The organism is Mycobacteriales bacterium (assembly GCA_035504215.1).
Classification (GTDB): Bacteria; Actinomycetota; Actinomycetes; order JAFAQI01; family JAFAQI01; genus DATAUK01.
The window spans coordinates 1-17075 of the sequence record DATJSI010000044.1 but is presented as its reverse complement, the minus strand read 5'-3'; the positions used below and the strand labels follow the sequence as shown (position 1 = coordinate 17075).

The following is a 17075-nucleotide window of genomic DNA, read 5'->3' as shown; positions in this document are numbered from 1 at the left end:
CAGCGGGCTCAGCCCCGGCCGGGGAGCAGTTGGAGCAGCTCGTCCACCTCGCGAACACGCAATCGGCGAGCAACCAGGACGAACACGACAAGCCCGGCAAGTCCGGCAGCAACCAGGTCGGCGATCGCCCCCAGCGGGTGGCTCTCCCGCTGCGAGCCGATCAGCCGGTCGACCGCGACCGCTGGAATCGCGGCCACGATCCCGGCGAGGGCCAGCCGGACGTGGGTCCGGATGACGTGCGTGCGTTCGCCGGCGACCATGCGCCGGCGCAGCTTGACGGTGAAGATCGCGGTCCCGATCACGTAGGACAACGAGTATCCGAGCGCGAGCCCGAACGCCTTGTCCCGGTTCGGGAGCGACACGTACAAGATCACGTCCGCCAGCACGTTGATCGCCGTCGCCGCCAGGTTGACCAGCATCGGCGTCCGCGAGTCCCGGACCGCGAGCCAGGCACGCAGCTGCATCTGGAACGCCGAGAAGGGCAGCAGGCCGATGCCGAACGCGATCAGCACCTGCCCGGTCTGCAGGGCGTTGTGCGGTGTGGTCTGGCCGTGGTCGAAGACAGTGATCGCGATCGACGGACCGAGCACGATGAGCAGCAGGGTGGCGGGCACCAGCACCACGCCGGCCACGGACAGCCCTCTCGCGAGGGACTGGGCGACCGCCGGTTCGTCTCCGGCCGCACCGCTTCGGCTCATGCCGGGAAACAGCGCGGTGATCACGGACACCGATACGACGGCGTACGGGAGCGAGAAGAGGATGTAGGCGTTGGAGTAGATCGCGTAGACGCCGTGGCCCTTTCCGACCGCTTCCGACAGCGCGACGATGACGACGTATGCGAGCTGGTTGGTGATGACGTATCCCAGCATCCACGCGGCGAAGCCGCCGGCACGTCTTAGCCCGGCACCGCGCCAGTCCCAGCGGGCCTTCAACCTGAAGCCGACCGCACGCAATGCCGGGAGCAGCGCGATCGTCTGCGCGACGACGCCCGCGGTCGTGCCGATCGACAGCACCAGGACCTGCGTGTGCGTCAGATGCCCGGGCCGCGGCCGGACGTGGGTGATGACGTCGAACACGATCCCGGTGCCGATCACCACGATGTTGTTGACGACCGGCGCCCACATCGGCGCGGCGAAACTGCCGCGAACGTTGAGGATCGCGCCGACCGTCGCCCCGATGCCGTAGAAGAGCAGCTGGGGCAGGAAGAAGCGGGCGAAGGACACCGCGAGGTCTCGTTGGGCACTCTGTGCGGAGTGGGCGTAGGCGTCGATGATCCACGGGGCCAGCACGACGGTGATGAATGCGACGCCGGTCAGCACGACCGTGACGATCGTCAGCAGCCGCTGCGCGTACGCCTCGCCGTCGTCTCCGTCGTCATGCGCAGCTTGAACCAGCAGGGGTACGACGACCGCGCTCAGGATGCCGCCGAGCAGCAGGTCGTAGAGGGCGTTCGGCACGGTGTTGGCAACGCCGTACGCATTGCCGACGCCGGCTTCCCCGATCGCGGCGGCGATCACCGCCGTGCGGATGAATCCAGTCGCGCGCGACGCGATTGTCCCGACCGCCATGACCCGGCTGCTCTGTGCGAGCGATGGCGGTCCGGGTGGCTCCAGTGGACGCGGCGGCGGCACCGGATCCGGCTTGATCGGGATGATCTCGTAGCTCATGCGCGCGCCCGTGGAGCCGGCGTCGTCGTCGCGCCCGGGCACCCGCTCATGAGGCAGCCGCGGCGGCGCTGCGCCGGGCTGCCAGCGCCCGACGGGTCAGCCGGATGGCGACCGCAACCAACAGAGCGGCGGTGGCCGCACCGGTGATCACGAGCGTGATCGTGCCGTAAACCGTCGAGCGGACAAACAACTGAATCGCCGGTTGGTAGGTCCGGCCGGCCGGCGTCAGGAGCTCGACCTTGAGCGGGAAGACCCCGGAGGTCTTGGCCGAGGCATGCAGGTCGACCGCGACCTGCTGATGGGCGGGGATGATGCGGACGACGTCGTTGTCGCGGAGCGTGAGTCGCTGGTTCTTCAGCACGTGCACGATCACGCTGACCGGGACATCGAGGTTGTTCGCGACGGTCACCGGCACCTTGCCGCCGTGGCTGGTCAGGGTCACGTAGCTGTTCGGCGCGGTCGTGATGTTGACCTTGCGGGTCTGCGCGGTCACCTCCGAGCTGAGCGCACCGAGCTGCTCGCGGCCCTCCTTCGGCCGGTCCCGCCACGCGGAGGACAACGCCTGGAGCAGAGCGACGTTGTAGCTGGCGATCTGCGGAGTGCTCTGCGGGAGGACGCCCTCGAAGGTTGCGATCTGCCGCTTGGTGGCGCCTACTGCGTCGAGGTAGGACGAGGAGAGCTCGTCGCGCCGCGCGGTCGGCGGGTAGGTCAACGGCTTGCGCTCGACCGGGGTGCCGGAGACCGGTGTGTCGCGGACCTGGGCCAGGCTGACCGGCTCGATCCACGGCACCTTGCCGGTGTCCGCGAGCAGTGCCGCCGCATATGCCGGCGACGGGTCCCAGTGCCGGGTCGGGGCGATGACGAAGCTTCGATCGGGTGCACCCGGCGCTTCGAGCTGGATCATCAGCGTCTCTGCCAGGTAGTCCTGAAGCGACACCCGTGAGCCGAGTGGGTTGCCCAGCCCGCTGTCGACATCGGCGTCGAGACCGGAGTCGGACAGCAACGCCTGGACCTGACCTTCGTCCGTCGACACGACTGCACGGGCCGAAGGGGTAGTGGGCAGTGGTCCGCCGACCACCGGCACCGCGGTGTCGGAGAGGATCATCGTGGTGTCGCCGCTGGCCTGCAGCAGGTCGAGCCCGCGCAGGTTCGCCAGGCCGTCGTCCGGCCAGCCGTACTCCAAGGTCGTCGCGCCGCCGAGCAGTCGTTGGACGATCTGGCGTCCCGACGTCGTGGCCACTCCGATCGCGGTCGCAAAGCCACCGGCCCGCGCTGCCGCGACCACGTCGGGGTCGGCGTAGGGCAGGGGAAGTACGTCGGCATCGGTGCGGGTGGTCGCGGTCTTCAACGTCGCAAGCCATTGTTTGGCCGCGGCGCTGCCGCTCCCGGCCGTCGTCGTACCGTTCGCGGCCTGCACGCGGTATCCCGAGGTCATCGCGTTGACGTCCTCGAGCAACATCGGGTCGATCGCCCACGTCACTGGGACGTTGACGGTCTTGGGTTTGTGGCCGAGCGGGCTCTGGTCCTCCGCATTGTCGCCGGCGCTCAGCAGGCCGGACAGCCGCCCGCCCGCGCTGAGCTCGGGCGCCAGGGAGTCGTCGAACCAGACGCCGGAGGCCAGCCGGTGCGGCCGGTCGATCAGCGGCCAGACCCACGCGACCTGGACCCGGTTGCCGACCCCGATCGCGTTGCGCGGCGCCCACGGCAGGAAGGTGCGCAGCTGGCCGACGTCGGTGGTGCCGGACAGGTCGGTGCCGGTGACCGAGACGGCGAGCTCGCGCACCTGCCACCCGCTGACCAGGCCCAGTCGCTCGCGGGTGAGCGTGTCGAGCGGGAGGCGCAGGGTGAACGGCTCGCTCGCGCCCGGCGCGAGGGTCGGGTCGGTCGCCGGCGCAGGGTTCGTCGCCGCCGTGAGACCCAGTCCGAACAGCGAGCCGTCGGGGTCGGCGGCGTAGGTGTCGAACTCGCTGCGGTAGCTGATCCGCGAGCTGATCTGTAGGTCGAGCGACAGGTTCGAGACGATCTCGTCCGACACGTTGGTCAGCGTGCCGGTCAGCACGAGGGTGTCCCCGGGCTGGGGCGCGACCGGCGTCATCGAGCTGAGCCGGACCTCGACCGGCGCCCCGGAGGTGTCCGCCTGGGCCGGTCCGGCCGGAAGGGTCGCCGCGAGCGGGCCGACGCCCACGATGGCGGCGATCAGCGGCGCAGCGAGTACGCCGAGCCGGCGACGCCGCGGTCGGGTCATGCAGAGTCCGCGAGCAGCTTCGGCACCCGCTCGACCAGCCGGCGCTCGTCGTCGTACGCGAGTCGTTCGGCCACTTCGCGCAGCGGCACCCACTCGACCTGCTCGACCTCGATGTCGGCGTCGGACAGCTCTCCGCCCGCCGCCACCAGAAGGAAGTGGTGCACGGTCTTGTGGATCCGGCGGCCGTCGGCGACGAACCAGAAGTCGATCGTCCCGAGCGGCGCCACCACGCGGCCGGTGATGCCGGTCTCCTCGGCCACCTCGCGGACGGCCGCCGCCTCGTGGGTCTCGCCCTCCTCGACGTGCCCCTTCGGCAGCGACCAGCGCAGCCGACCCCGGCGGTCGAGCCGGCCGATCAGGGCGCAGTTGGCCTCGCGGGTGGTGCCGTCGACGACCAGCCCGCCGGCCGAGGTCTCCTCCACCCGTCGCAACCGATCGCGCGACGTGGGGGACATACCCCGATCGTAGGCGCGGGTTGCGTCACGGACCGGCGCTCGCGGGTGTTGCCGCCGGCCGCGGCCGGATCGCTCTTAGGCTTGCCGGGTGCCTCCCGAAGCCGCGGACGTGGCGGCCGCCGCCAGGCGCGCCGTCCGCGAGTTGCTGCGGGTGAGCGGGACGACCGACCCGCTCGCGCGCCGGTTCGGCGTTGCCGGCCGGCGCTTGTACCTGGTCGGCGGTCCGGTTCGCGACGCGCTGCTCGGCCGGCCATCGACGGACCTGGACTTCACAACGGATGCGCGCCCCGAGGAGATCCTCGACATCGTGGAGTCGCTCGGGCCGACCTGGACGACGGGGTTCGAGTACGGCACGGTCGGGGTACAGGTCGGCGGCGTCGCCTGCGAGATCACGACCTTTCGTAGCGATGCCTACGACCCGTCCTCGCGCAAGCCGGCCGTGGAGTACGGCTCGACCGTCGAGGCCGATCTGTCGCGGCGCGACTTCACCGTCAACGCGATGGCAGTGGCGCTCCCGGTGGACGCCGCTCAGCCGATCGTCGACCCCTTCAACGGGCTGCAGGACGTGGTCGCCGGCCTGCTACGCACGCCGGTCGCTCCCGAGCAGTCCTTCGACGACGACCCGCTGCGGATGTTGCGCGCCGCCCGGTTCACCGCACAGCTCGGCTTCGAGGTCGTGCCCGAGGTGTTCGACGCGATCCGGGCCATGGGCGACCGGCTCGACATCGTCAGCGCCGAACGCATTCGCGACGAGCTGATCAAGCTGGTCTGCGCGCCGTACCCGCGCCGTGGTCTCGAGCTCCTGGTCGCGACCGGTCTGGTCGAGCACTGCCTGCCCGAGGTGGGCCGGCTAACCGAGACGGTCGACGAGCATCGCCGCCACAAGGACGTCTACGCGCACACGCTGACCGTGCTCGACCAGGCGATCGCGCTCGAGACCGACGGCCCGGACCTGGTGCTGCGCCTTGCCGCCCTGCTGCACGACATCGGCAAGCCCAAGACCCGCTCCATCGAGCCGGACGGGAAGGTGTCCTTCCACCACCACGAGGTGGTCGGCGCGGACATGACCCGCAGGCGGCTGACCGAGCTGCGCTTCCCCAAGGACGTGGTCGATGACGTCTCGCGGCTGGTCGAGCTGCATCTTCGCTTCCATGGCTACTCAGGCGGGGCCTGGACCGACTCCGCCGTCCGCCGCTATGTCCGCGACGCCGGACCGTTGCTCGATCGCTTGCACCGGCTGACCCGGTCGGACTGTACGACGCGCAATGCCCGTAAGGCGCGGGCGTTGGCGGAGGCCTACGACTCGCTCGAGGACCGGATCGGCGAGCTCGCCGCCGAAGAGGACCTCAACCGGATCCGGCCGGACCTCAACGGGAACGAGATCATGCAGGAGCTCGGGATCGCGCCGGGACCGCTGGTCGGCGAGGCCCACAAGCACCTGCTCGAGCTCCGGCTCGAGCGCGGTCCGCTTGCCCACGAGGAAGCGATTGCCGAGCTGCACGATTGGGCTGCCGCGCAAGGCGTGGACAAGCGCTGAGCGACGGCGTCGCCGGTCGCGGTCAGCGGCGGTGCTCCGCGGCGCCGTACCCGGCCGCGATGACCAGGTAGACGGCGGACATCGCGACGAGGATCGTCAGCGACCGGCCACTGCTGGGGAGCACGAAGGCGGCGAGAAACGCGGCTGCGACGAAGCTGATGTTGTAGATCGTGTCGTAGAGCGAGAAGACCCGACCGCGAAAGTCGTCCTCGATTGTCGTCTGGACGATCGTGTCGACGCAGACCTTGGTCGCCTGGGTGGCAAAGCCGAGGCACAGCGAGGAAGCGACCAGGAGCGGCATCGTGAACGGCGCGCCCAGCGCGAGCTCGGTGACTGCCGCGGCTACGGTCACCGCGACGATCCACCGGCGCTTGCCGATCCGGGCCGTGACCCACGGGGTCACCGCTGCGGCGAGCACCAGCCCGACACCGGCGGCGGTGACCGCCTGGCCGACCCCGACCAGGCCGGCGCGCAGGATGCCCTCGTTGTGGAACGTGTTGCGGTAGAGCAGCAGTCCCATGATCGACCACATGCCGAACAGGAAGCGCTGCCCGAAGATGACGGCGAGCGCGCGCGCTGCGGTCGGTCGGTGCCACAGGTGAACCGCGCCCTCGGCCAGTCCGCGAACGATGCCGGCCAGCTGACGGCGCAACGGGTCGGTGCTCGGCGGGTGCGGCCCGAGCGAGTCGGCGGGCAGCCGCAGCGCGACCAGCGACGCGCACAGGTAGCCGGCGGCAGCGACGAGCGCCGCCAGCGCGTCGCCGTGGCTGGCACCTCCGCCGGCGGCGCGCAGCCCGAGACCGATCAGGGCACCGACGATCGTCACGACGGTGCCGAAGGTCGGGCTGATCGCGTTCGCTACGACCAGCCGGTCGGCGGAGACCACGCTCGGCATGGCGGCCGACAGCGCCGCGAGGTAGAACCGGTTGACCGCGAGCGCGGCGAGCGCGGTGAGGACGAACACCGGCCCGCTCGGGCCGTGTGCCACCAGGGACGTCGCGGTCGCCAGAACCAGCACCGCACGCACCGCCGCGCCGTAGCAGAGCACCCGCTGGCGTCGCCAGCGGTCGAGCAGGACGCCCGCGAACGGCCCGATCAGGCTGTACGGAAGCAGCAGGACGACGAAGCCGGCCGCGACCTGCCGCGGTCCGGTGTGGTGCTCGGGGTTGAACAGCACCGCACCGGCCAGTGCGGTCTGCAACAACCCGTCCGAGGTCTGCGAGGTCAGCCGAGTGGCGAGGAGCTCACGGAACCGCGGCGCGGTGAACAGGTCCCGGACCGCATCGGTCCGGCGGGGCGGACGTGGTTCGGATCGGGGTGGTTCGACCCGGGTGGTCGGGCTTACGCCGTCTCGCCCTTGATGAAGGACTCGACCGACTCGCGCGCCTCGTCGTCGCTGTACTGCACGGGCGGCGACTTCATGAAGTACGACGAGGCCGAGAGCACCGGCCCGCCGATGCCGCGGTCCTTGGCGATCTTCGCAGCGCGGATGGCGTCGATGATGACGCCGGCCGAGTTGGGCGAGTCGTGGACCTCGAGCTTGTACTCGAGGTTCAGCGGGGTGTCGCCGAAGGAGCGTCCCTCGAGCCGGACGTAGGCCCACTTGCGGTCGTCGAGCCACGGCACGTGGTCGGACGGACCGATGTGGACGTCGGCGCCGCGCATCTCGTGCGGGATCTGCGAGGTGACCGACTGCGTCTTCGAGATCTTCTTCGACTGCAACCGCTTGCGCTCCAACATGTTCTTGAAGTCCATGTTGCCGCCGAAGTTCAGCTGGTAGGTGCGCAGCAGCTCGACGCCACGGTCCTCGAACAGCTTCGCGAGCACGCGGTGCGTGATGGTCGCGCCGACCTGGCTCTTGATGTCGTCGCCGATGATCGGGACGCCGGCGTCCGCGAACTTCTTGGCCCACGTGAGGTCGCTGGCGATGAAGACCGGAAGCGCGTTGACGAACGCGACGCCGGCGTCGATCGCGCACTGCGCATAGAAGCGGTCCGCCTGCTCGCTGCCGACCGGCAAGTACGACACGAGGACGTCGACATTGGCGTCGGCCAGAACCCGCACGACGTCGACCGGCTCCTCGTCGGACTCCTCGACGACCTCGCGGTAGAAGTCGCCGAGTCCGTCGTAGGTGTGGCCGCGCTGGACGATCACGTTCGTGGGCGGCACGTCCGCGATGTGCACGGTGTTGTTCTCGCTCGCGACGATCGCCTCGGACAGGTCACGGCCGACCTTCTTGCCGTCGACGTCGAAAGCGGCGACGAACTCCACGTCCCGGACGTGATAGCCGCCGAAGTCGACGTGCATGAGGCCGGGCACCCGCGCATCCGGGTCGGCGTTCTTGTAGAACTCGACGCCTTGGACGAGGGACGAGGCGCAGTTGCCCACGCCCACGATGGCGACTCGGATGGAACCCATCAGCGGTTGTCTCCTTCAGATGCTGAACTGTGCGGTGCAGCGGTCGATGATGCGGTGGGTCGCGACGAGGCCAGATGAGTCCTGACCGCGACCCCGTCTCGTTCGGTCGCGATGAGCTCGTTGAGCCATCGCACTTCCCGCTCGACGGACTCGAGCCCGTGGCGTTGCAGCTCGAGGGTGTAGTGGTCGAGCTTCTCGCGGGTGCTCATCGTCGTACGAGCACTGGCGCGACGTTCTTCGAGCCGGCTGCGCCGGCCCTCGAGGATGCGCAACCGGACATCGGCGTCGGTCTGCGAGAAGAAGGCGAACCGGACCCCGAAGGCGTCGTCCTCCCAGGTGGCGGGACCGCCCTCCGACAACTGCTCTTGCAGCCGTTCCTTGCCCTCGGCGGTGAGCTTGTAGACATGCTTCTTACGCCGCCCGGCGCCCGAGACGCTGGCCGAGTCGTCGGTCGTGATCAGACCCGTGGCCTGCAGCCCGGACAGGCAGGGGTAGAGGCTGCCGTAGGAGATCGCGCGCAGCGGGCCGAGCACGCCCTTGAGGCGCTTGCTCAGTTCGTAGCCGTGCAGCGGCGACTCGTGCAGCAGGCCGAGGACGGCGAGCTCGAGAACGCCGGACTTTCGGCTCACGATCGCGCTCCTCGGCGGGGGCTGGGCTTCCCTGGCTGGGCCCGATGTGATCGGCCCAGTGGCTGGCTCGGTCGGTCCGGTACGTCGAGGATGTCAACCTCGATGTATCGAACGGATACATCGAGGAACCTACCCGGTGGGTGGCCGGAATGCAAACACCGGGTGTCCGGATGATTGCCTGCCCGCCTGCCGGCGACCTCGCGGGCTTCACCCGGGCGAGCGCGATGGATCGGGTTTGTCCCAAAGGTCCGCGGCGTACGCTGACGCCCGTGCTGACCTCGCGCACGCTGGTCGACGGCGCCGATGCCCGGTGCGTCGTCGACTACTCGCTGGCCCGGCGGGCCACGCTAGCGGGCCTGCGCTCGGGCCGGATCCGCCCGGAAGAGGCGTGCGACGCCCAGGTCTACCTGCGCCGCGCCGCCCGCTACCACGGCGTTCCCAGCGACGAGCTCTGTCCGGTGTGCGCGGCCCAACCCATGGTCGAGGTCCGCTACGCCTTCGGCGAGTATTTCGGCGGCACCGGCAACGGCCGGGCCCGCACCCGCGACGAGTTGCGCGAGCTCGCCGTGACGCTGCCGGAGTTCACCGTCTTCGTCGTCGAAGTCTGCCTCGGCTGCGGCTGGAACTATCTGCTCACGTCCTACGTTCTCGGCACCGGTGCGCCGGCCGGGCGTAGGCGTCGTACGGGGTCGAGCTCCGGATCCCGCGCGTGAACCTCGCGGGCGTGATGCCGCGCCCGAAACAGATCTTCTGGGGTCTCGGCGGCGCCGTCATCGTCTTCGGCGTGCTCGCCGGCATCGCCTACGCGCGCACGTCGATCCCGAACCCCACGGCGATCGCGGCCGCGCAGACCACGACGATCTACTACAGCAACGGGACGAGCGTGCTGGCACGGTTAGGCGCGACGAATCGCACCGACGTAGCGCTGACGCAGGTTCCCATCGACGTTCAGCACGCCGTGCTCGCGGCCGAAGACCGGCACTTCTACAGCGAGCCGGGGGTGTCGCCCACCGGCATCGTGCGCGCGCTCTGGGTGGACCTGCGCGGGGGCGACATCACGCAGGGCGGCTCGACGATCACCCAGCAGTACGTCAAGAACGCGTATCTCAGCCCGCACCGGACGTTGACCCGCAAGCTCAAGGAAATCCTCATCGCGACCAAGCTCGGCCAGACCCGCTCGAAGGACGCGATCCTCGACGACTACCTGAACACCATCTACTTCGGGCGCAACGCCTACGGGATCCAGGCCGCGGCGAAGGCGTACTTCGACCTGGACAGCGCCACCCAGCTGACGACGTCGCAGGGGGCGTTGCTCGCCGCCGTCATCAACGGTCCCGGTCTCTACGACCCGCAGATCAACGCCACGACCAAGGCGAACGCGATCGCGCGCTGGCACTACGTGATCGACGGGATGGTGAAGCAGGGCTGGCTGTCCCCGACGAAGGCCGCGACGCTGCACTTCCCGAAGACCCAGAAGCTCAGCGACGTGCAGGCCCAGTGCACCGGCACCAACTGCTTCATCCGCGACGCGGTCGAGCACGAGCTGGTCGCAACCGACGGGCTGACGCAAAGTCAGCTCGACCTCGGCGGCTACAAGATCGTCACGACGATCCGTAAGAACGCCGAGCAGAACCTGATCAAGGCGGAACAGCAGTTCGTTCCGAAGAACCGGCGGGGCACACCGGAAAGCGGTGCGGCGTCGATCAAGCCGGGGGACGGCGCGATCGAAGCGTTGTACGGCGGGCACGGGTACTGCCGTTACCCGAAGAAGAACAAGGACGCGTGCATCGACCTGTCCGGCTACACCGGCCAGTGGGCGCGCCCGCCCGGGTCATCGTTCAAGGCGTTCACGCTGCTCGCCGCCCTGCGGAAGAACATCTCGCTGAACAGCATCTACAACGGGCCGCCGACGGTCACCGTCAACGGCACGCAGATCCACAACTCCTCACCCGGTGAGGCTTGCTACGGCTGCACCCTGATCAAGGCGTTCGCGGAGTCGATCAACACGATCTTCGTTCCGCTCGCGCAGAAGGTCGGCCCGCAGAACGTCGTCAACGCGGCGTACGACGCGGGCATCCCGCAGTTCCGCAAGCTGGCGGCTGTTCCGGACATCTCCCTCGGGCCCGACGCGATCTCGACCGTCGACCTGGCGAACGCGTACGCGACGATCGCCGCGCAGGGCGTTCGTGCGCAGCCCTATCTCGTGTCGTCGGTCACGACCAGCACCGGGCGGCAGATCTACAAGGCCGACCCGCAAGCGCATCTGACCAGGGTGTTCTCGAAGGCGCTCACCTCGGACGAGACCTACGCGATGACGAAGGTTCTCGGGCCGGGCGGTACGGCGTATGGCCGGGCACTGTCCGGCCGTCCGGCGGCGGGCAAGACAGGGACGACGGACAACAACACGAACGCGTGGTTCACCGGCTTTACCCCACAGCTGTGCACGTCGGTCTGGATCGGCAACGTCAACCCGTCGCAGACGGTGGAAGGTGCCGGCATCGGCGAGGTCTTCGGCGGCACGCTGCCGGCGGAGGTGTGGCAGTCGATGATGAACGCGACGCTGGCCGGTGCGCCGGTCGAGCAGTTCCCGTCGCCCGCGCAGATCGGAGTCATCACCAAGCCGACGCCCAGCAATACGCCGTCCACGTCCGGGTCGCCGACGATCACGCCGAGCTCGGCGCCCCCGACGACTCCGATCTCGACTCCTCCGACCACCCCCAGCACGACTCCTCCGACCACACCGACCTCGACCGGTACGCCGACCAGCAGCCCGAGCTCGACGTCGGGAGGCGCGAGCGATGAGCGCCCGGCAATCGCCGCCGACCAAATCCGGCGCAGGATCCGCCCGGACTGATTGAGTTACGCACGTGCCACCGCCCACGCACGCGCGACACCGTCGGAGTGTGGACGGCGTACCCGAGGTCGCACCGACCCTCGACGACGGCGTCGCTGCCGGCGCCAGCCGATTCATCGGCGGCCGCTGGGGACGGCACACCACCGGTGAGCCGACGTCGTGGTGGTGGACGCCGCTGCGGGTCGCGCTCGGGCTGACCATCCTGGTGTCCGTCTTCGGCTACCTGCAGAAGACCGACTGCTTCGGGGCGAACGGCTACCAGCACGAGCACCAATACACGCGACTGTGTTACTCCGACACCTACGCCCTCTACGTCGACGAAGGCCTGAACGCGCGGGTGGTCGACAACAAGGTCACGGGCCACGTCTCGATCCCGTACCGGGACCATCCGGTGGAGTACCCGCCGGTGATGGGCGGGCTGATGTGGATGGCCGCCGAGATCACGACGTTCGTGCATCCCGGCGACCCTCCGGACGTCGCGGGCGTCCACAACCAGACCTTCTTCAACCTCACCGCGCTCGGCCTCGCGGTGTGCGCGTTGATCTCCACCTGGACGGTTGCGCAGCTGGCCGGCCGGCGCCGGGTCTGGGATGCGGTGATGGTGGCGGCCTCGCCGGTGCTGTTCATGTACGCGTTCACCAACTGGGACCTCGCGGCGGTCGCGTTCGCGGGGCTCGGCATGTGGGCGTGGAGTCGACGGGCGCCGGTGTGGGCGGGCCTGCTGCTCGGGATCGGGATCGCGACCAAGCTCTACCCCGCTCTGATCCTGCTCGCGATCGTCCTGCTGTGCGTGCGGGCCGGCTTGTTGCGGGCGCTCGCGAAGGTCGTTCTCGGCGCGATCGTCGGCGTGGCCGTCTGTTACCTGCCGGCGATCCTGATCTCGCGGTCGTTCCTGTTCCCGTCGAGCTCCTGCCCGTCCGCGCACAAGCTCGCGGGCTGGCGATGGTTCATCTCACTCAGCCAGACCCGGGGGGCCGACTGGGGCAGCATCTGGCTGGTCGCGCAGCACGTGTTCGGCGGCGACTTCATCGGCCGTGGGCTGAACGCCCAGCCCACCTGCGGGGCGGCGCCGGCGACGCTGAACTTCGCCTCGTCGACCTGCGTCCTGCTGCTGATCGCCGGCGTCGCGCTGCTCGTTGCATCCGCACCTCGCCGGCCGCGAGTGGCCTCGGTGGCGTTCCTGCTCGTCGCCGGCTTCGTGATGCTCAACAAGGTCGACTCCCCGCAGTACGCCCTCTGGGTGCTGCCGCTTGCCGTGCTGGCCCGGCCGAGATGGGCGTCCCTGCTGGTCTGGCAGGCCGTCGAGGTGGTCCTCGGTGCGGCGAACCTGTTCACGCTGATCTCGCTGGACCATTCCGACCAGGGCCTGCCGCTGGACATCTACCTGCTGTTCGTCGTGATCCGCGACGTGGTCCTCGTCTGGCTGATGGTGATGGTCGTGCGGGAGGCGATCGTTCCGCGGCTGGACGTGGTACGCCGGGACGGCGTCGACGATCCGGCGGGTGGTCTGCTCGACGGAGCGCCGGACTTCCGGCTGGACGGCGCGGAGCCGGAGCCGGCGCTCGGCGGTTGAGGGCTGTGCCGGGGCTGTGGATCGCCGATCCGGCTGTCGGTCGCGGCCTCTACGCTGCCGGTGTCCACTGCTAGCCTGGGCGGCGCTCGACGCAGAGCAGCCTCCTGCTACTTCCCGACCCGGCCGGTGTTCCCATCGGTCATGGACGTGGTTGTAGCCGCCTCGCCACCACCGCGGTGGCGTGCTCAGAGTCCAAAGGAGGTGGGTTGCCCGCATGCGTCACTACGAACTGATGGTCATCCTCGACCCGGATCTCGAGGAACGAACCGTCACTCCTTCCCTCGACCAGTTCCTCGGCGTGATCCGCCAGGGCGGCGGGACCGTCGACAAGGTCGACGTGTGGGGCCGCCGCCGGTTGGCCTACGAGATCGCGCACCGGGTCGAGGGCATCTACGCGGTGCTCGACGTCACCGCCGAACCCGCGACGGTCAAGGAGCTCGACCGTCAGCTGAACCTCAACGAATCAGTGCTGCGCACCAAGGTGCTGCGGCCGGACACGAAGTAGGACCGACGATGGCCGCTGGCGACACCACGATCACGCTGATCGGCAACCTGGTCGACGACCCCGAGCTGCGCTTCACTCCGTCCGGCGCGGCGGTGGCGAAGTTCCGCGTCGCGTCGACGCCGCGCTACCTCGACAAGAACACCAACGAGTGGAAGGACGGCGAGAGCCTGTTCCTCTCCTGCAACGTCTGGCGGCAAGCGGCGGAGAACGTCGCCGAGTCGCTGCAGCGCGGGATGCGGGTGATCGTGTCCGGCCGGCTCAAGCAGCGCTCGTACGAGACGCGTGAGGGAGAGAAGCGCACCGTCTTCGAGGTCGAGGTCGACGAGGTCGGCCCGTCGCTGCGCAACGCCACCGCCAAGGTCGTGAAGGCCCAGCGCAGCGGTGGCGGCGGTTCCTACTCCGGGTCCTCCGGCGCTGCGCCGTCGGGCTCCGACGACCCATGGGCCACGCCGGCACCCGCCGGCGGCTCCTCGGACGAGCCACCGTTCTGACCCGGACCGCCCGAGACCTTCCCTGATCCGACCATCCCCTCACGCGAGGGGCTCGCAAAGACTGGAGCACCACGATGGCCAAGCCCGTCGTACGAAAGCTGAAGAAGAAGGCCTGCCAGTTCTGCAAGGACAAGACGGCCTACATCGACTACAAGGACACCAACCTGCTGCGCAAGTTCATCTCCGACCGCGGCAAGATCCGAGCCCGCCGGGTCACCGGCAACTGCGCGCAGCACCAGCGCGACGTCGCGGTCGCGGTGAAGAACAGCCGCGAGGTTGCGCTGTTGCCCTACACCAGCACGGCGCGCTGAGCGAGGCGGCGATGAAACTCATCCTCACCCAGCAGGTCTCCGGTCTCGGCGAGCCCGGAGACGTCGTCGAGGTCAAGGACGGCTACGGCCGCAACTTCTTGATCCCCCGCGGGCTCGCGTTCCGCTGGACCAAGGGCGGCGAGAGCCAGATCGCCGCGCTGCGGCGCGGCCGCGAGCTGCACGAGGTCAAGTCGCTGAGCGAGGCCCGTGAGATCGCCGAGCAGCTCGCTGCGCTGTCCGTGACGCTGCCCTCGCGGGCCGGCGCCAGTGGCCGGCTGTTCGGGTCGGTGACCACCGCCGACGTAGTGGCCGCGGTGAGCGCCGCGGGCGGTCCGAGCCTCGACCGCCGGCGGGTCGAGCTGCCCGGCGCGCACATCAAGTCGGTCGGCAACCACTCGGTGTCAGTTCGCCTGCACCCCGAGGTCACGGCTCAGGTGAGCGTCGAGGTCGTCGCTTCCTAGGCGCCGGCGGGCCGCACGGTGCATCCTCGGCCGGACGCCGAGGCCCGACGGCTAGGGCCAACCGCCTAGGGCCAATCGCCTAGGCACTGCCTCGGCGTTTGCCCGGGGTTCGTGCGGCCTTGGCCTCCCGGTCGCCCCGATGACCGGTCCGACAACCGCGTGCGCACACCTGTGAAAGCGCGTTTGCGCTGGTCGATTCGCGTGTCGCGGTTCCGATCAACAACCTCGTCCACACCTGTGCACAGACTCGTACACAGCGGCGCGGCGAGTGGTGCACACCCCAGTCACACCGGCGTCCACACCGGCTCGGAATCGCCGCCGCGGTGCGCATGCCCAGGCCCGTCGCGCGTCCTACCGTCGGTGGGCGAACTTGTCGTACCCGAGCGCTTGTGTGTCGGGGGACAGCTAAGGGCGAACCGGGAGGCAACAGTGATCCGGGTCGGGCGCGAGGCGCTGGCCGGACGAGGCGGGAGCACAGGCCGATGAGTGTCGCGGACATCGTCTCGATGCCGGGCGGGCCGAGTTACGACATCGACCGCACCCCGCCGCAGGACCTGCTCGCCGAGCAGTGCGTGCTCGGCGGGATGCTGCTGTCCAAGGACGCGATCGCCGACGTCGTCGAGGTGCTGCGGCCGCTCGACTTCTATCGACCGGTCCACCAGATGGTCTACGACGCGATCATCGACCTCTACGGCCGCGGCGAGCCGGCCGATCCGGTGACGGTCGCTGCCGAGCTGACCAGGTTGGGCACCCTCGAACGGGTCGGTGGCGGGCCCTACCTTCACACGCTGATCGAGTCGGTGCCGACCGCGGCCAACGCGGGCTACTACGCGCAGATCGTGCGCGAGCGGGCGATCCTTCGCCGGCTGGTCGACGCCGGGACGAAGGTCGTCCAGCTCGGCTACGGCGCGGCGGCCGGCACGGGGGGCGACGTCGACGACGTTGTCGACCGCGCCCAGGCCGCGGTCTACGAGGTGGTCGAGCGGCGGACCAGCGAGGACTACGTCGGTCTCGAGGACGCGATGATGTCCACGCTCGCCGAGCTCGAGGCGATCCAGGGTCATCAGGGTGCGCTGTCCGGCGTCCCGACCGGCTTCCGCGATCTCGACGAGCTGACCAACGGCCTGCATCCCGGCCAGCTGGTCGTCATCGCCGGCCGGCCGGGTCTGGGCAAGTCGACGCTCGGCATGGACATCATGCGCGCGGCGTCGATCCGCGGCCGGCTCGCGTCGGTGCTGTTCTCCCTGGAGATGGGCAAGAGCGAGATCACCATGCGGCTGCTGTCCGCGGAGTCGCGCGTGCAGCTGCAGCGGATGCGCAACGGCGGGATGTCGGACGAGGACTGGAACCGGATGGCGCGGCGGATGAGCGAGGTCGCGGATGCGCCGATGTTCATCGACGACTCGCCGAACCTCACGATGATGGAGATCCGGGCGAAGTCGCGGCGGCTCAAGCAGCGCCATGACCTCCGCCTGCTGGTCGTGGACTACCTGCAGCTGATGACCAGCCCGCGACGGGTCGAAAGCCGCCAGCAGGAGGTCGCCGAGATGAGCCGCTCGCTGAAGCTGCTCGCCAAGGAGCTGAACGTGCCCGTCGTGGCGATCAGCCAGCTCAACCGCGGCGCCGAGCAGCGCTCGGACAAGAAGCCGCAGCTGTCCGACCTGCGCGAGTCCGGCGCGATCGAGCAGGACGCCGACATCGTGATCCTGCTGCATCGCGAGGATGCCTACGAGAAGGAGTCGCCGCGGGCCGGCGAAGCGGACCTGATCGTGGCCAAGAACCGCAACGGCCCCACCCGCGAGATCGCGGTCAGCTCGAAGCTGCATTACTCGTGCTTCGTCGACATGCAACGGACCTGACCCGGCGCTCAGCTGCCCGCTGGCGGCGTTCTCCTTCGCTTGCGTGCGCCAGCACGCGGCGCTCGGTGCG

At 69.5% G+C, this 17075-nt stretch carries 15 protein-coding genes; 9 read left to right on the top strand and 6 right to left on the bottom strand.

The genetic code is table 11. From position 1 onward, the window contains the following. Positions 1-8 precede the first annotated feature (8 nt). From murJ to VME70_05280, 3 genes are read right to left on the bottom strand one after another with little or no spacing between them, the layout of a single operon-like run. The gene (gene murJ / locus VME70_05290) at positions 9-1709 is read right to left on the bottom strand and encodes a murein biosynthesis integral membrane protein MurJ (GenBank protein HTW19616.1); all 1701 of its coding nucleotides are present in this window, start codon (positions 1707-1709) and stop codon (positions 9-11) included. Positions 1710-1713: 4 nt separating this feature from the next. After that, positions 1714-3912, bottom strand: coding sequence for a DUF6049 family protein (locus VME70_05285; protein ID HTW19615.1), 2199 nt, complete (start codon positions 3910-3912; stop codon positions 1714-1716). Further along, positions 3909-4367 (bottom strand): NUDIX hydrolase, encoded by a 459-nt coding sequence (locus tag VME70_05280; protein HTW19614.1) that lies wholly within the window; start codon positions 4365-4367, stop codon positions 3909-3911. The genes VME70_05285 and VME70_05280 overlap by 4 nt, the downstream gene beginning before the upstream one ends. 88 nt (positions 4368-4455) lie before the next feature. Between VME70_05280 and VME70_05275 the strand changes: the two genes are divergently transcribed. Next, positions 4456-5904, top strand: coding sequence for a CCA tRNA nucleotidyltransferase (locus VME70_05275; protein HTW19613.1), 1449 nt, complete (start codon positions 4456-4458; stop codon positions 5902-5904). Between the two features lie 22 nt (positions 5905-5926). Here the strand turns inward: VME70_05275 and VME70_05270 are convergent, their stop codons facing one another. The 3 genes from VME70_05270 to VME70_05260 all read right to left on the bottom strand — a co-directional run bounded on the left by VME70_05270 (position 5927) and on the right by VME70_05260 (position 8951). Beyond that, positions 5927-7105, bottom strand: coding sequence for an MFS transporter (locus VME70_05270; GenBank protein HTW19612.1), 1179 nt, complete (start codon positions 7103-7105; stop codon positions 5927-5929). A gap of 140 nt (positions 7106-7245) precedes the next feature. After that, positions 7246-8322, bottom strand: a complete 1077-nt coding sequence (locus tag VME70_05265) for an inositol-3-phosphate synthase (GenBank protein HTW19611.1) — start codon at positions 8320-8322, stop codon at positions 7246-7248. After that, positions 8322-8951: a PadR family transcriptional regulator gene (locus VME70_05260; GenBank protein ID HTW19610.1), complete on the bottom strand. Its 630-nt coding sequence runs from the start codon at positions 8949-8951 to the stop codon at positions 8322-8324. Before VME70_05260 ends, VME70_05265 begins: the two co-directional genes overlap by 1 nt. 269 nt (positions 8952-9220) lie before the next feature. On the opposite strand from VME70_05260, the gene VME70_05255 reads away from it, so the two are divergent. The 8 genes from VME70_05255 (at position 9221) to dnaB (ending at position 17005) form a co-directional block, all read left to right on the top strand. After that, positions 9221-9664, top strand: coding sequence for a DUF5318 family protein (locus VME70_05255; GenBank protein HTW19609.1), 444 nt, complete (start codon positions 9221-9223; stop codon positions 9662-9664). After that, positions 9661-11805 (top strand): transglycosylase domain-containing protein, encoded by a 2145-nt coding sequence (locus tag VME70_05250; protein ID HTW19608.1) that lies wholly within the window; start codon positions 9661-9663, stop codon positions 11803-11805. Before VME70_05255 ends, VME70_05250 begins: the two co-directional genes overlap by 4 nt. A gap of 49 nt (positions 11806-11854) precedes the next feature. Then, a complete protein-coding gene (locus tag VME70_05245) occupies positions 11855-13378 on the top strand; it encodes a glycosyltransferase 87 family protein (GenBank protein HTW19607.1) in 1524 nt (507 codons plus the stop codon). Positions 13379-13592: 214 nt separating this feature from the next. Beyond that, positions 13593-13883 (top strand): 30S ribosomal protein S6, encoded by a 291-nt coding sequence (gene rpsF / locus VME70_05240; protein HTW19606.1) that lies wholly within the window; start codon positions 13593-13595, stop codon positions 13881-13883. 8 nt (positions 13884-13891) lie between these two features. Then, positions 13892-14374 (top strand): single-stranded DNA-binding protein, encoded by a 483-nt coding sequence (locus tag VME70_05235; GenBank protein HTW19605.1) that lies wholly within the window; start codon positions 13892-13894, stop codon positions 14372-14374. A 74-nt stretch (positions 14375-14448) separates the two neighbouring features. After that, on the top strand, positions 14449-14685 hold the full coding sequence (rpsR, locus tag VME70_05230) for a 30S ribosomal protein S18 (GenBank protein ID HTW19604.1): 237 nt from the start codon (positions 14449-14451) through the stop codon (positions 14683-14685). Positions 14686-14696: 11 nt separating this feature from the next. After that, positions 14697-15146: a 50S ribosomal protein L9 gene (rplI, locus tag VME70_05225; protein ID HTW19603.1), complete on the top strand. Its 450-nt coding sequence runs from the start codon at positions 14697-14699 to the stop codon at positions 15144-15146. A 482-nt stretch (positions 15147-15628) separates the two neighbouring features. Then, positions 15629-17005 carry a replicative DNA helicase gene (gene dnaB, locus VME70_05220; protein ID HTW19602.1) on the top strand — a complete coding sequence of 459 codons (1377 nt, stop codon included), beginning with the start codon at positions 15629-15631 and terminating at the stop codon, positions 17003-17005. Positions 17006-17075 lie beyond the last annotated feature (70 nt).